13 protein-coding genes are annotated in these 15127 nt (G+C 63.0%); 3 read left to right on the plus strand and 10 right to left on the minus strand.

Translation table 11 applies throughout. The features are described from left to right. Window positions 1–41: 41 nt before the first annotated feature. Window positions 42–602, minus strand: coding sequence for a hypothetical protein (locus GLS_RS06810; RefSeq protein WP_041111663.1), 561 nt, complete (start codon window positions 600–602; stop codon window positions 42–44). A 312-nt stretch (window positions 603–914) separates the two neighbouring features. On the opposite strand from GLS_RS06810, the gene GLS_RS06815 reads away from it, so the two are divergent. Further along, complete coding sequence (locus GLS_RS06815) at window positions 915–1460, plus strand: hypothetical protein (RefSeq protein ID WP_024717037.1); 546 nt, start codon at window positions 915–917, stop codon at window positions 1458–1460. 150 nt (window positions 1461–1610) lie between these two features. On the opposite strand, the gene GLS_RS06820 is transcribed toward GLS_RS06815, so the two are convergent. The 9 genes from GLS_RS06820 to gltX form a co-directional block, all read right to left on the minus strand. Beyond that, complete coding sequence (locus tag GLS_RS06820) at window positions 1611–2759, minus strand: OmpA family protein (protein ID WP_041111664.1); 1149 nt, start codon at window positions 2757–2759, stop codon at window positions 1611–1613. Window positions 2760–2914: 155 nt separating this feature from the next. Next, window positions 2915–3256 (minus strand): DUF1491 family protein, encoded by a 342-nt coding sequence (locus GLS_RS06825; RefSeq protein ID WP_011252814.1) that lies wholly within the window; start codon window positions 3254–3256, stop codon window positions 2915–2917. Between the two features lie 25 nt (window positions 3257–3281). Then, window positions 3282–5033 (minus strand): S41 family peptidase, encoded by a 1752-nt coding sequence (locus GLS_RS06830; RefSeq protein WP_226986535.1) that lies wholly within the window; start codon window positions 5031–5033, stop codon window positions 3282–3284. 177 nt (window positions 5034–5210) lie between these two features. Beyond that, window positions 5211–7907 carry a type I DNA topoisomerase gene (gene topA, locus GLS_RS06835; RefSeq protein ID WP_041111666.1) on the minus strand — a complete coding sequence of 899 codons (2697 nt, stop codon included), beginning with the start codon at window positions 7905–7907 and terminating at the stop codon, window positions 5211–5213. Between the two features lie 25 nt (window positions 7908–7932). Beyond that, the gene (dprA, locus tag GLS_RS06840; RefSeq protein WP_041111667.1) at window positions 7933–9117 is read right to left on the minus strand and encodes a DNA-processing protein DprA; all 1185 of its coding nucleotides are present in this window, start codon (window positions 9115–9117) and stop codon (window positions 7933–7935) included. 44 nt (window positions 9118–9161) lie between these two features. Then, the gene (plsY, locus tag GLS_RS06845; RefSeq protein ID WP_011252818.1) at window positions 9162–9794 is read right to left on the minus strand and encodes a glycerol-3-phosphate 1-O-acyltransferase PlsY; all 633 of its coding nucleotides are present in this window, start codon (window positions 9792–9794) and stop codon (window positions 9162–9164) included. After that, complete coding sequence (locus tag GLS_RS06850; protein WP_041111668.1) at window positions 9791–11092, minus strand: dihydroorotase; 1302 nt, start codon at window positions 11090–11092, stop codon at window positions 9791–9793. The genes plsY and GLS_RS06850 overlap by 4 nt, the downstream gene beginning before the upstream one ends. After that, window positions 11089–12030, minus strand: a complete 942-nt coding sequence (locus GLS_RS06855) for an aspartate carbamoyltransferase catalytic subunit (protein WP_041112741.1) — start codon at window positions 12028–12030, stop codon at window positions 11089–11091. The genes GLS_RS06850 and GLS_RS06855 overlap by 4 nt, the downstream gene beginning before the upstream one ends. Then, a complete protein-coding gene (gene gltX / locus GLS_RS06860) occupies window positions 12023–13441 on the minus strand; it encodes a glutamate--tRNA ligase (protein ID WP_041111669.1) in 1419 nt (472 codons plus the stop codon). Before gltX ends, GLS_RS06855 begins: the two co-directional genes overlap by 8 nt. Window positions 13442–13654: 213 nt before the next feature. Between gltX and GLS_RS06865 the strand changes: the two genes are divergently transcribed. After that, the gene (locus GLS_RS06865; RefSeq protein ID WP_041111670.1) at window positions 13655–14242 is read left to right on the plus strand and encodes a cupin; all 588 of its coding nucleotides are present in this window, start codon (window positions 13655–13657) and stop codon (window positions 14240–14242) included. Next, window positions 14239–14964 carry an NADPH-dependent F420 reductase gene (locus tag GLS_RS06870; RefSeq protein WP_080691909.1) on the plus strand — a complete coding sequence of 242 codons (726 nt, stop codon included), beginning with the start codon at window positions 14239–14241 and terminating at the stop codon, window positions 14962–14964. Before GLS_RS06865 ends, GLS_RS06870 begins: the two co-directional genes overlap by 4 nt. The last annotated feature ends 163 nt before the right edge of the window (window positions 14965–15127 follow it).

A 15127-nucleotide genomic window follows, 5' to 3' on the forward strand; every position in this document is an offset into this window, starting at 1 on the left:
GAACGTCAAGCGAACGCTTCGCGACAGGATCAGAGATTGGCTCAGGCGCGGTTCGTGTGGCGGGTGGCTGCCCGCTTCGTCACGCCCTTGCGGGAGTGGCGGTCGATGGTCGCCGGAGCTTCGCAGCTCTCATAGGAGGCCGGCTGGGCCACGTCCTTGGCTTCGGCGTAATGCGCCAGATCGGATGCGGATTCCAGGGCATCGATCTCGTCGAACATCGCCTCGCGCTGCTGGCAGAAGACCGTACCGGACTTCAGTCCACCCAGTGACTGGATGTCGGCCAGCTGCGTGATGTAATCATCATGTTCGACCTGCGCACGACGACCATAGGTCGTGTGGAAATAGCTGTTCAGACGCTCGTCCGCATTCAGCAGGGCCGGGCGGAACTTGCTGACGAAAGCGTTGTAACGGTCCTGCGCCTTGCACGACAGCGCCGTCACCATCAGCTCGGATTTCAGGCCAGCCACATCGAAGGCTTCGTGAGCGGGCGAATTGCCACAGTCCGCAGCGCGGGCGGACAGGGGATGAACGGCAGAAAGCGTAGCGCAGGAAAGCCCGACAGCAAGCAGGCTCTTGAAGGAACGACGGAAGATCGACGGCATTGACAGACTCCACAAGACCGGATCGACCGGCCACAACCACTGGAACAGACTACCCGCGGTCGACCCCCCGCGAAAGCTGATTCTGCGTCTGAGGAACGTGCGGCAAGCCCTTAATCCGAAACATGATTTCGTGGCAGAAAATTGGCGCGGGACGTCCCGGGGCGAATTTATCGCTTCCCGGGCACAAAATACCGTCAAAATGGCCACACTGTCCCCATGCAGCCTTTCGCCCCGTGCTGTCCTGTTCTACATGCGAACGTCTGTCTGCCGTGAAAACGCGGCATGTCCTGTCACGATGCGTTGGAGTTGACCGTGCGTCTGCGAGGTTCTGCCATTACCCTGGGTTCGGCACTGGCCGTTTCCCTGCTTCTCTCCGGTTGTGCCCAACAGCCGATCGTCCAGCGTTCCGTGGCCCCGAATCCCTTCGGCTACCAGCGGACCTCCGCTGTCTGCCACGTCTCCGCCGTCAAGAAGGCCGCTGACGGCACGATGAGCGTGGACATGACGGTCCGCAGCGATGACGGACTGTGCTCCATCGCCATCCAGAAGCCGATGGGTGGCAACTATGCCTCCTTCGGCGTCAATCCGCCGCCGGCACACGGCAAGGCCTTCCTCTATAATTATGATGGCAAGACCTATGTGGATTACACGCCGGCCACGGCTTACGCCGGAACGGATTCGTTCACGGCCGAGCTGATTCCCGGTGGTGGCCAGAAGCGCGAGCATCTGACGATCCACGCCACGGTGGATGCAACAGGCGTCGTTGTCGCCAAGCCGCCCGCAGTCGTCGCTCCGACGCCCGCGAAGACGACGGCCAAGAAAGCCACCGTCCGTCATACGGTGCGCCGCAAGAAGTAAGTCTTTTCCATCACGTCGATGGGTCTGAAAGGGCGGGGAGGTTTCTCTCCGCCCTTTTTTATGTCGGCCGGGCGTATGGCAGGCATAAAAAAACCGACGGCCTCATGAGAAGCCGCCGGCTGACCGGGAATCTGCGTCTGTTCGCAGACTTTACTTGAAATCGATTTCCACGCGGCGGTTCTGGGGCTCGCGGGTATTGGCAGCGGTGACCACCAGCGGGTGGCTCTCGCCGAAGCCCTGCGTCGTGATCAGCCCGGCAGCCACGCCGTCACGAACCAGCTCTTCCTTGACCGTGTTCGCACGACGCTGCGAGAGCGCCATGTTGTAGGCCTCGCCACGATGTCCCGGATGGGCTGCCGAGGTGTCGGTATAGCCGCTGACCTCGATATGCGTGACCTGCACGGAGGTGGAGTTGCGGGCTGCGGCGGCCACAACGGCTTTCGCGCGCGTGCTCAGCTCAGCCGAATCCCAGTCGAAGAACACCAGATAGGTGCGGGTGGGCGCAGGTCCCGGAATCGGCATGGGTGCCGCAACCGGCTTGGGCGGCGGGGGAGCGGGATTGAACTCGTAGCGCAGCCCCAGCATCAGCGAATGATTGAAGTCCGTGCGGGTATCGCGGTTGCCGCTGGATACCCCGAATTCCTTGGTCTTGTCCCAGCCGCCATAGATTCCGGTTGCCGTGGCATGGTGCCCGTTCGGACCCATCAGCGTGTAGAAGCGGTACTCGGCGGTGGCGGACAGGCCTACAACCCAGGGAACAGGGAAGGACAGGCCGAAGATGCCCTGATAGGCGAAGTTCCCGGTCGTGCCGCCCACATGCTGGTCAAACGCGCCGTTCGGGGCATGAACATAGGTGTTCATGGCCTGCCAGCCATAACCGATACCGGCGCCGAAATACGGGAAGACCCAGGACTTGCCGATATCCATGTCGAACAGGGCATTGGCCATGACGCCATAGCCCTGCTGACGGCCACCAACGGAGGACGGGAAGGTGCTGGAGCGGAACTGCTGCAGACGGTTGTTGCGGTAGTTGCCTTCGACTTCGACCCGGAAGCCGTTTCCAAGCCCATAGCCGAGGCTGCCAATACCGGTCACACCGGCCTGGTAATGGTCACGTCCGCTCGGAAAGACCGGGGACAGGCGCGCGGTCTGGTCCTGGTTGAAGCTGGCGCCGCCTTCACCTGCAATATACAGGCCTTTGACGGGCTGTGCGGTTGCGGCACCCATGACGAGCATCGAAACGCCTGCAGTGAACCCGGCACGGGTAAGCCAGGTCCTGACAACGGATCGTTGCGTCATGTCATTTCTCTCCAACCAGACAAATCTGCCAACCTTATCTGCGTGTGTTCTTGCCGAAAGCTCGGACGATGGCAACGCATCACACAGCACAATGCCGCATCATGCGGTTTTCTTTATGGCAGGTTCGCCATGTGCTGTGTCTTCACTCCCACAGTTTACGCCTCTTCGTCCAGATCGAGCCGTCGCGAGCCGAGGGTGCGTTCTATGGGCTGGGATACGTCCCGCATCTCCAGTTCGATGATCCACAGGTCGGGATCATATTTCTTCTGCCGCTCCAGATAGGCGTCCACGCCTGCCGGATCGGTGGCATCAACGCGGGCCCATCCGTTTCCGTCTTCGCGCAGGACGCCGGTTCCACCCGAGCGGTCGGTCAGGACGATCAGGACCGCTCCGGCGTCCTCATCGCCTTTCTTTAGGACCATGGCCGAGGTTCCGTCCGAGGAAATACGGCGCAGGACAGCCCGTACCCAGAGTCCCGTTTTCAATCGTGCGCCCATGACTGCTTCCGTTCGTCCTGCAAAGTTAGTGGATGGGCGCGCTGTTCTCGTCAGGAACAGACTCCAGCGCCGCCCTGTAGGCGGCAGGGGAGGACAGCAGCACCCTGGCGGCGTCCATATCGGCATCCGAGCCGATGGCGGCCGGGCAATGTTTCCGGATATCGAGGATTTTCGTCACCGGAACCGGATAGCGGGCCGCGCGTGCCATCTGCACGGCCTCGCCCTGCAGGGTGTTTCCCTGTTTCAGGGCGGAGAGCTGGGCCTGAAGGGACTCGGCACCAAGCGATGTGCAGACCTGCGGCATGACGCCCAGACCCTGGATGGGCCAGCCGAGTGGGGCCTGATTGCGACTCCACGTCACGAACAGCTCTCCTCCGTTTGGCATCTGTCCGATCACCTGCACGAGTCCCTTGCCGAGCGTCTCGCTCCCGATCACGACGGCGCGCCGGTGATCGGCCAGCGCGGAGGCCAGGATTTCAGCCGCGCTGGCTGTCCGTCCGTCCACGAGAATCACCACCGGCGTGCCATTGGTCATGTCGCCACCCTGAACGGCCCAGATATGGTTGGCCAGAGGGTTCCGGCCATGCGTGGTCACTGCCACGCCATGATCCAGCAGCAGGGCCGCGGTGGTGACGGCCTGCTGAAGGACGCCGCCGCGATCACCACGCAGGTCGAGAATAATCCCCGCGGTCTTGTTTTTGCTGGCAGAAGGAGCAGGCGTATCCGGTGTCGGTTCGTCCACGACCTGATCGATATACTGGCTGATCTCTTCTGCGGTCTGGGTTGAAAAGGACGTGACGCGCAGAACGGTGAAAGGCCCGTCCGTCGAGGCAAATACGGTTTCAGGCGGGACCTGTGTCCGTTCCAGCCGCAGCGTCGTTGTCCGATGGCCTTTCGCGGCGATCCCCAGCGTGACGGAGGTATGCTCGTCCCCCTCCAGCCAGCCCTGGACCGTGGTGACATCCTGACCACGCGTCGACCGGCCGTTGACGGAGACCAGACGCTCGCCCGTATCCACGCCGGCTTCCCAGGCTGGGCCGTTGGCGTTGACGGCCGTAATCACGATCATGCGGCCGCTCTGGCCCAGACTCAGCCCAACCGTTCCCGTATTGCCGGTCCGCCGCGTGCGGTCCGAACTGGCGGGAGAGGGACCGAGATACCGGGAATAGGGGTCAAGATGATTGAAAAGTTCGTCGAAAAAGCCCTGCAGAAGCGCGTCTGATCCGGCCTCCCGCAGCGTGGCGGAATGCTGCCAGGCGGCCTGCATGGCAGCCGTGACCAGATCGGCCCATGCCCCGTTGCTGTCCGAGGCCGGCATGATCCGGCTGAACACGACCGTCTGCCCCTGGAGGACATTCAGCATTGTGGGCGCCTGCGCAGATGTATCGGCAGAGCTCTTTTCCGCCGCCATTGCCCCACCGGGAGAGGGTGCCGGTCCCGACACTTCCGGGCGCGTTTCTGTGACGGAAAGGGTCGGGTCGATGGCCGTCAGCCCGTCCAGTCCCCACAGGCAGAAATCCCGCGCGGAATGCGCCTCGAGCGTACGGGGTTCCAGAAAGCCAAGGGCTGCAACCAGCACTTCGCGTGTCAGGGAAACTGAAAGTGCCGGCTGCGGTACGGGGGTAGCAGCGGAGATGGCGGGAGCTGCCTGCGCTGTGGTTCCGGCTGTATCTGCGGGTGTCTGTGCCTTTGCGGGTCCTGTCGGGGCGATCAGGATGAACATGCAGAACGCCAGACAGAGAGCCGGGCGACATGCCGCCTCGCGGCTGCGCGGCATGAAATGGATCATAGGGCGGACGGCATGACGCAAGACGGGGTCCTTGGAGACGGGACGGCAAAGAAGGCTGCTCCCCGTAAGGCGACCACGCCACAAACTTCAGCCACGGTAAAGACTTGCCAGACCGAATGTGGGGTCGGCAGTGCCGTCAGGCAACACTGTCGACCCGATCTGTTTTCAGCCTTCCGACGACGTGTCGGAAACAGTCTTACGCTTCCGCGGCGTTGTGGTTTTCGTCTTTGTGGCGGATTTGGCCGGGCTACGCTTTGTTACCTTCTTCGGGGCCGTCTCATCCCCTTCCGCAGCCGCAACGGCTTTTTTCGCCTTTGCTGCTTTCGGAGCCGCTTTTTTCGCGGAAGTTTTTTTTGCGCCACCTTTCAGTGGCTTGCCCTTCTCCGCCAGAAGCGCCACGGCCTCATCCAGCGTGACCTCGTCCATATCCTGCCCCTTCGGCAGGTTGGCAATTAGCTGGCCATGTTGCGCGTACGGGCCAAAGCGCCCCTTGCGGATCATGACCGGCTCGCCGTCCTTTGGATGGGGGCCCAGATTGCGGATGGAGGCCAGTTTCTTGGCCAGCGCATCCACGGCACGGTTCAGCCCGACGGTCAGGACGTCATCATCCTTGTCGAGCGTGCCATAGATGGCGCCCATCTTCACATACGGTCCGAACCGTCCCAGACCGGCCTCGATTTTCTCGCCCGTCTCGGGGTGAAGTCCGACCAGACGCGGCAGGGACAGCAGCCCCAGCGCCTGTTCCAGCGTCATGGTATTGCCGTCGAGCCCTTTGGGAATTGTCGTCCGCTTGGGCTTGGCTTTCTTGTCTTCGGGGTTCGGCTCTCCGCGCTGGATATACAGACCGTAAGGCCCGCGGCGGATCGTGACGTCTTCGCCGGTCTCCGGATCCTGCCCCAGAACCTTCGGGCCATCATTCAGCCCTTCGGTATCGCCTTCCTCGGCCACCAGACGGCGGGTAAACTGGCAGGTCGGGTAGTTCGAACAGCCGATGAAGGCGCCGAACTTGCCCAGCCGCAGGCCCAGCCGCCCGGTTCCGCAGGATGTGCAGACGCGCGGATCGGCCCCATCGGGACGCGGTGGGAAGAAATGCGGCCCGAGATCCTCGTCCAGCGCGTCGATGACGTCCGAGATCTTCAGATCCTTGGTTTGCGCGACGGCAGCCGAGAAGTCGTGCCAGAATGCGGCCATGACATCATGCCAGTCGGCCCGGCCGCCTGAAATGTCATCGAGCTGCTCTTCGAGCGAGGCCGTGAAGCCCGTATCGACATAGCGCTCGAAGAACGACGTCAGGAATGCCGTGACCAGACGGCCGCGATCTTCAGGAACGAAGCGCCGTGCGTCGAGACGCACATAGTTGCGGTCCCGCAGCACACCGAGGATGGAGGCATAGGTCGAGGGACGGCCAATGCCGATCTCTTCCATTTTCTTGACGAGCGAGGCTTCCGAATAGCGCGGCGGCGGCTGGGTGAAGTGCTGTTCGGCTTCCACAGCTCCCGTCGTCAGGCGGTCGCCTTCCTTCATCGGCGGCAGGAGCTTGCCGTCCTCGTCTTCGGCCTTCGTGTCGTCACGGCCCTCGATATAGAGCTTGAGGAAGCCGTCGAACGCGATGGTCGAGCCTGTGGCGCGCAGAAGCGTCTGGCCGCTCGCATCCGCCAGCGTTACTGCCACCTGATCCAGTTCGGCCGACTGCATCTGCGAGGCGACGGAGCGCTTCCAGATCAGCTCGTAGAGCTTCTTCTGCTCCGGCGTCAGGGCATGGGCGACCTGCTGCGGGGTGAGGAACACGTCCGTCGGGCGGATGGCCTCATGGGCTTCCTGCGCATTCTTGGCCTTGGTCGAATAGCTGCGCGGATAATCCGGAACGTATTCGTCACCGAAGGCCTTGCCGATATGCCCGCGGATGGACCCGATGGCTTCCTTGGCCATCGTCACGCCATCGGTTCGCATATAGGTGATCAGACCGGTGGTCTCGCCACGCAGATCCACACCTTCATAAAGCTGCTGGGCCGTCCGCATCGTGGTCTGCGCACTCATGCCGAGCTTGCGCGAGGCTTCCTGCTGCAGGGTGGATGTCGTGAACGGGGGCGGCGGGTTGCGCTTGGTGCGCTTGCGCTCGACGGAGCGGACCGTGAACTGTCCACTCAGAACGGTGTCGCGAGCGCCGAAAGCCAGCTGCTCGTTGTTCAGGTCGAACTGGTCGAGCTTCTCGCCCTTCAGATGTGTCAGACGTGCCTGGAATGCCGCTTTGCCCGGCGTCGTGAAGCCGCCGGTGACGGTCCAGTATTCCTTGGGTCGGAACACCTCGATTTCGGCTTCGCGCTCGCAGATCAGGCGCAGAGCGACGGACTGCACACGTCCGGCACTCCGGCTGCCCGGCAGCTTGCGCCACAGGACGGGAGACAGCGTGAAGCCCACCAGATAGTCCAGCGCGCGCCGGGCCAGGTAGGCGTCGATCAGCGGACGGTCCAGCTCACGCGGAGCGGCCATCGCAGCCGTGACGGCTGATTTGGTGATTTCGTTGAAAGTGACGCGATGGACGTCGACGTTCTTCAGAAGCTTCTTTTCTTCCAGAACGCTGCGGACATGCCAGGAAATCGCTTCGCCTTCGCGATCCGGGTCAGTGGCGAGGTAAAGGTTCTTCGCCCCCTTCAGCGCCTTGGTGATGGCGGAAATCTGCTTGGCACCGCGCTCGTCCGTCTGCCAGCTCATGGCAAAGTTCTCGTCCGGGCGCACGCTGCCGTCCTTGGGCGGCAGATCCCGCACATGGCCGAACGAAGCGAGCACGGTATATCCGCTTCCCAGATACTTGTTGATCGTCTTGGCCTTTGCCGGGCTCTCGACCACCACAACGTCCGTCATCGCCACTCCGGTATTCCGCGTCACTTCAGTTCGGCAGCAACGCCACGCGTCCGCCGGGCACAAACTCCACGACCCCGCCGAGCTCAAGCTCAGCCAGCGTCGCAAGCACTGCCGACACGGAGAACTGGCAGCGGCGCACCACATCGTCAACTGCTACCGGTGTTACAGACAGGAGGGAACAGACCGTCTTCTGGGCCAGATCCGGCTCAACCCAGTCCTCGCTGGCGGGGCTGCCCCAGGGCGTGGAAGGCTCGGAAAAGCCCGTCAAAGGCGGGCTGTGGGCGGATGAACGCTGCCAGGGCGCTGCCTCGCGCGGTGGAAGCGCCGAGGGCAGGACCTGAAGAATATCGTCAATATTTTCTGTCAGGGTGGCCTGGCCCGTTTTCAGCAACTGGTTTCCGCCCCGTGATCGCGGATCGAGCGGTGAGCCGGGTACGACGAGGAGTTCGCGGTTATAGGACTGGGCCAGATCGGCCGTGATCAGAGTGCCGGACCCGACAGTTGCTTCAATGATCAGGCACCCCAGCGAAATCCCGGCGATCAGGCGGTTGCGCCGTGGGAAATGGCGGGCCTGCGGAGCTGTGCCGAGCAGGGCTTCCGTTACCAGACAGCCCCTTTCGGCGATCTGCTGCTGAAGGGAGGCATTCTCGGGCGGATAGACATGATCCAGTCCGCCCGCGATGGCGGCGACCGTCAGTCCGGGATGAAGAGCTGCGGCATGGGCCGCCGAGTCGATTCCCCGTGCCAGCCCGGAAATCACGCAAAGTCCCGAATGGGCAATTTCGGCCGAAAGGCTCTCCGCCATCCGGATTCCGGCCGCAGACGCATTGCGGGCGCCCACAATTCCCACGGACCGCATCGAGAGTTTGCGGACGTCTCCAAGTGTGAAGAGGACAGGCGGGGCATCCGGGATGCAGGATAGGAGCAGCGGGTAGTCCGCATCCCCCCGCACCAGCATCTTTCCGCCCAGTTTTTCAAGGCGTTCCAGCTCATCCGCCATGCGCGAGACGGTCGGAATGACAGGGTCTTCCCGGCGTCCCGCCTTGCGCATCCGACCGGGCAGGGCGGCAAGGGCAGCGCCCGCACTGCCATACTGCGTCATCAGTCGCGCAAAGTTGATCGGACCGACGCCCGTTGTCCGCGCCAGACGCAGTATGTCGATTCGGTCTGTGGCGGGCAGGACGGGGCGCATGTCCGGAGAAGCTGTCATAGGATCTTTTCCTTAAGACAGATTTCTTAACGGATGCTTAAAATCTAGCGCCGGGATGCCTGGTCAACCTTCACGCGCGGTTCGCGTCCCGTCACAAGCCGGGCAATATTGCTGGAATGCCGGGCCCAGATCAGAAGCGAAATAAGAAGCGTCGCTACCGGAATGGGCGTGTGCAGTGGCCGTCCGGACAACAGCACCATCAGTCCCGGTGCCAGCAGGAATGCGGCCAGTGCTCCGGCCGAGGAAATCCGGCTCAGTCGTGCGACCAGCAGCCAGACCACGCAGCAGGCCAGTCCCACCGGCCAGCACAGGACCCAGATCGTTCCGAGCCCTGTTGCAACGCCTTTCCCGCCCCGGAAACCGAGCCAGACCGGGAAACAGTGCCCGATGACAACCGCTACGGCCGCCACGGCCATGGTGGTTTCGCTGGCGCCAGGGAAGAAAAACCGGGCGATCAGGACAGCCAGAGCTCCTTTGAGGGCATCCAGCAGAAGCGTCGCTGCTGCCAGGCCCCGACGGCCCGTGCGCAGGACGTTGGTCGCACCGATATTGCCCGAGCCGATCTTGCGGATGTCGCCGCCACCGGCCACGGCCGTCAGAAGCAGCCCGAAAGGGATGCTTCCGATGACGTAGGATACAAGAGATAGCAGGATCAGCTGTGCCTGAAAGCCGCTCATGAAGCGGCTCCCGCCCGTTCATCACCGGACAGCTCATCCGCCGTGAAGACTTCCACGCCGCGTTTGAAGGTCCGCAGGACGCGGCCCTTCAGGTCTTTTCCATCGAATGGCGTGTTCTGCGCCCGGCCGGGAAGGTTTCCGGCCACGACGGTCCACGACGCTTCCGGATCGAACAGGCACAGATCGGCATCGCTTCCAACCGCCAGCGTTCCGGCCTTGAGGCCAAGTAGTGCCGCAGGGGCCGAGGTCACCAGACGCAGGGCATCAATCAACGGCAGTCCAGCGCCAAGCGTGACGCCCAAAAGGGTGACCAGTCCCGTACCGCCCGCCCGTGCCTGTGCAAATGGCAGTCGCTTGTCATCCGCATCCGCTGGCGCATGATCCGACGCTACGGCGTCGATCGTGCCATCCGCCAGCGCCGCACAGACGGCCTTGCGGTCCGCTTCGCTGCGCAGGGGGGGCGATAGTTTCGCGTAGGTACGGAAATCGCCAATATCGTCTTCGGTCATGGCAAAATAGGGCGGTGCCGTATCGCAGGTCACCCGGATTTCGCGGCTCTTGGCCTCGCGGATCAGGTCCAGCCCTTCTGCTGTCGAGACATGTGCGAAATGCAGCCGTGCGCCCGTCATGGCTGCCAGTCGCAGATCCCGCGCGATCATGATGGCTTCGGCTTCTGCCGGAACCGAGGGCAGCCCCATCCGCACAGCCCGCGCTCCGGCCGTGGCGCAGGCGCCTTTGGCGAGAGAAGGTTCTTCCGGATGCTGCACCACAATGGCGTCGATAAAGCGCGAATAGGACAGCAGATTGCGCATCTGCTTGGCGTCCGAAATGGCCCGTGTCCCGTCCGTAAATGCCACGGCTCCGGCGTTCTGGAGTAGGCCGAGTTCGGCCATTTCCCCGCCTTCGCAGCCGCGAGTCAGTGCGCCATAGGGATGGATCGAGACCATGCCCGTCTCTTCGCCCCGGACGCGCAGGAGATGAACCAACGCCGGATTGTCGATTGGGGGCGACGTGTTAGGCAGGACCGCCATGGTCGTGATGCCGCCAGCCACGGCCGCCCGCGCGCCAGAGGAGACGCTCTCGCGGTATTCCGATCCCGGTTCGCCGAGCGCCACGCGCATATCCACCAGTCCCGGACACAGGACTGCGCCCGCGCCATCAATGACCCGCGCTCCTTCGGGGACCGATCCATCTTCGCAGGCGACGATCTTCCCCTGACGCACCGCAAGTCGTCCGGTCTCATCGCGACCCGAGGCCGGGTCGATCAGGCGGACATTTTCAAAAACAATATCACTCATACCGGCATCCGTGCCCGGGACAGGCGGTCCAGAACCGCCATCCGCACGGCCACGCCCATTTCAACCTGTTCGGAAATCACGCTTTGATCCGAATCCGCCACGTCCGAGGCGATTTCCACCCCCCGATTCATCGGCCCCGGATGCATGACGAGCGCGCCGGGTTTCGCCAGTGCCAGACGCCTGCGATCCAGCCCGAAGAAGCGGAAATACTCGCGGGCACTGGGCACCAGACCGGCGCCCATGCGCTCTTTCTGAAGGCGCAGGGACATGACGACATCCGCGCCTTCAAGTGCACGGTCCATGTCGGAAAACAGCTCGACATTGCCGAGCTCGGCCATGGCACCGGGCAGGAGCGTCGGCGGTCCAGCCAGATGCACCCGGTTTCCAAAGGCCGTCAGCAGATGGATGTTGGAGCGCGCCACGCGGCTGTGTCCGACATCGCCGCAGATCGCCACCGTCAGGCCTTCAAGACGGCCGAAATGACGGCGGATCGTCAGCGCATCGAGCAGCGCCTGTGTCGGATGTTCATGCGTGCCATCGCCCGCATTGACGACACTGGCTTCCACCTTCTGTGACAGAAGGGCAGGGGCGCCGGACTGTGCATGTCGTACGACCAGCAGGTCACAGCGCATGGCATTCAGCGTTGCTGCCGTATCCAGCAGCGTTTCGCCCTTGTTCACCGAACTCGTGGCGACGGACATGTTGATCACATCCGCTCCCAGCCGCTTGCCCGCGAGTTCGAAACTTGTGCGGGTGCGGGTGCTGTCCTCGTAGAACAGGTTGATGACCGTCCGTCCCCGCAGCGCATCACGCGGCGCGGAACGCGAACGGCTCAAAAGCGCGTAGCTTTCCGCCAGATCGAGGAACGGTACGAGCTGTTCGGCCGACAGCCCCTCGATTCCCAGCAGATGCCGGGGGACGGAAGGCCGCTCAGGCATCGACGGACCCGGAAGCGAGAACCGCGGCAATGCGGGCCAGCACTTCGTCCTGCCCCAGTGCCGACAGCGTCAGGTCAATGCCCGGAGACGTCGTGGAACCCGTCATGGCGGCGCGCAGCGGCTGGGCCACGGAGCCAAGCTTGATTTCATGCTTCTCGGCATAGGCGCGCAGCGTGGCGTCGATGGCTTCGGGCGTGAAATCCTTGAGAGCGGCCAGTTCCTTGCCGACGCCTTCGAGGACCTTGCGTCCGTCTTCTCCGAGCAGCTTTTCAGCCTTGGGCGTGAAGGTCAGTGGCAGGGTAAAGCCTGCGAAAGCCGCATTATCTGCCAGTTCGACCAGCGTCTTGGCGCGTTCCTTGAGGCCCGGCATCATCGCAAGAATGCGTGCGCGGGTTTTGTCGTCCGTCACCACGCCTTCGCGGCCCTGAAGGCGCTCCATGACATCATTCGTCAGGCGCGCATCGTCGGCCTGACGCATCCAGATTCCGTTGAGATGCGCCAGCTTGACGTAATCCATGCGCGACGGGGAGCGGCCCACGCCGTCCAGATCGAACAGCTTGATCTGCTCTTCGCGGGAGAGAACCTCGGCATCGCCATGACCCCAGCCCAGACGCAGCAGGTAGTTGCACAGGGCTTCCGGCAGATAGCCTTCCTCGCGGAAATCCACGACCGACTGCGCGCCGTGACGCTTGGACAGCTTGGCGCCATCCGGCCCGTGGATCAGCGGCAGATGCGCGAAATGCGGCAGGTCCCAGCCCATGGCGCGATAGATCATGGCCTGACGGAAGGTGTTCGTCAGGTGATCGTCACCGCGCATGACATGGGTGATCTCCATGTCATGATCGTCAACAACCACGGCATGCAAATAGGTCGGTGTGCCATCGGAGCGCAGCAGGATCAGATCGTCCATTTCCGCATTCGCCACGCGGACTTCGCCCTGCACCAGATCCTTGATGACGGTCTCACCTTCGCGCGGTGCCTTCAGACGCACGACATACGGCGCGCCTTCGGGGGCCTCGGACGGATCGCGGTCCCGCCAGGTGCCGTCGTAACGGGGCGGACGCTTCTCGGCCATGGCCTTCTCGCGCATGGCGGTCAGCTCTTCCGGCGTGCAGAAGCACTTATAGGCCTGCCCTTTTGCCAGAAGCTCCAGCGCGACTTCCGTGTGGCGGTCCTGACGCGCGGACTGGAAAACCGGTTCCGCATCCGCCTCGATCCCCATCCAGGCCAGACCGTCAAAGATCACGTCCACGGCCTTCTGGGTGGAGCGTTCCTTGTCGGTGTCCTCGATCCTCAGAAGGAATTCGCCGCCGTGATGGCGTGCAAAGAGGAAATTGAACAGGGCGGCGCGGGCATTGCCGACATGCAGCAGACCCGTCGGGGAGGGGGCAAATCGCGTACGGATGGTCATGTCGCCGTCATATCACGCTCTGCCCCGCGCTTCCATCCGCCAGCGCAGGGGCCTGTTCATGACTCCCTGGTCTGGCGATCGCCGGATTGTCCGGGAAAACCGTCAAAACGCCGTGTCTTACAAAAAGCTAAGCCTCTTCAAGCGCGTGTGATTTCCTGTCCTTTCCCGAACCTGCCTATCCTGTACCTCAATAGTCCGGATGGTGCCTTTTCGATGAACCGACGCGATTTCAACGCCCTGCTGGCAGGGCTGGGACTGACCTTCGGAGAGGGCAGGATCCATCATGCGAGCGCCACGACATCGCACGTGGACGTCTTTACGCTGCGTGCCAATGACTGGGTGCCGAACAATCCGGATCTTCCCGTCATCGTCTATCGCAATGCGCTGGAAGCAGGGCCGGACCGTGAGTCGGTCTATGAGGACCTGTTCGCCCGTAACGGCTGGCCACCGCAGTGGCGGAACGGCGTCTATCCGTTTCACCACTATCACAGTCTCGGGCATGAAGTTCTGGGCTTTTCCAACGGCTCTGCCCGCCTCATGCTTGGTGGCCCGAAGGCCTGGACGGTCGAGGTACGTGGGGGCGATATCGCTCTGCTTCCGGCGGGAACGGGGCACTGCAATCTTGGCTCGGACGAGGACTTCACCGTCATTGGCGCCTATCCGCCCAACCAGTCCTTCGACATTCTCCGTGCTGCGCCCACAGCAGAACAGAGCGCCCGCATCCATGACCTGCCATTCCCGAAAACCGATCCGGTTCAGGGCGGAGCAGGCGTCCTTGCACGGGAATGGCACCCCTTATGACAGCCTTTCCGCTCAGACGACGTCCCTTCCTTGCAGCGCTCGCGGGTCTGGCCACGGTCAGCAGCGCCAGTGCGGTTGAGAGCACGGGCCAGAAAACCCGAATTGGCATCATCGGCACCGGCCATGTCGGCACGACGCTGGCCGAACTCTGGGTTCATGCGGGCTATCACGTCATGGTCTCGGCCCGCTCCCTGACCGAGGCGCAGTCGCTCGCCACATCGCTTGGTCCGCTCGCCACCGCCGGAACCCCGGCCCAGGCGGCGGCTTACGGAGATATCGTGGTCCTCGCCGTGCCCTATGGCGCCATTCCGCAGCTTGGCCCGCAGCTCAGCCGGACGCTGCTGGATAAGGTCGTGCTTGATCCGTCCAATCCCTATCCCTGGCGGGACGGGGCGATTGCGGATACGGCGCAGAAGGATGGGGCGGGTGTGACGACCCAGCGTTATTTCCCATCGGCGCATGTGGTGCGGGCGTTCAATTCCATCGACATGACGACGCTCCGTTCTGAAGCCCATCGTGCGGCGCCTCTTCTGGCTGTGCCGGTTGCGGGAGATGATGCGCAGGCCGTGTCGCAGGTGGTGGCGCTGGTGAGGGCAGCCGGATTCGAGCCTGTCGTGACCGGGAATCTCGCGACTGCAAAGCTGTTCCAGCCGGGCAGCACCGGCTTTGAGCTGGAACAGGATGCTGCTGGTCTGAAGCAGGCGCTTCACCTGCCGCAGTAAGGGAGGTCTGTTCGGGATGCGTCGGCCTCGCGTGAGGAGGCGCGTCCTGCGGAAAAATCCGTTACGGTCCTGTCCGTGAAGACAGAGCCCCTTTCCGTTCCGGATCTCGATACGGACGAACTTCTGGCCCGTGCAGAGTCCCCTGACCCTGCATTGACGCCAC

Source organism: Gluconobacter oxydans DSM 3504 (genome assembly GCF_000583855.1).
Classification (GTDB): domain Bacteria; phylum Pseudomonadota; class Alphaproteobacteria; order Acetobacterales; family Acetobacteraceae; genus Gluconobacter; species Gluconobacter oxydans.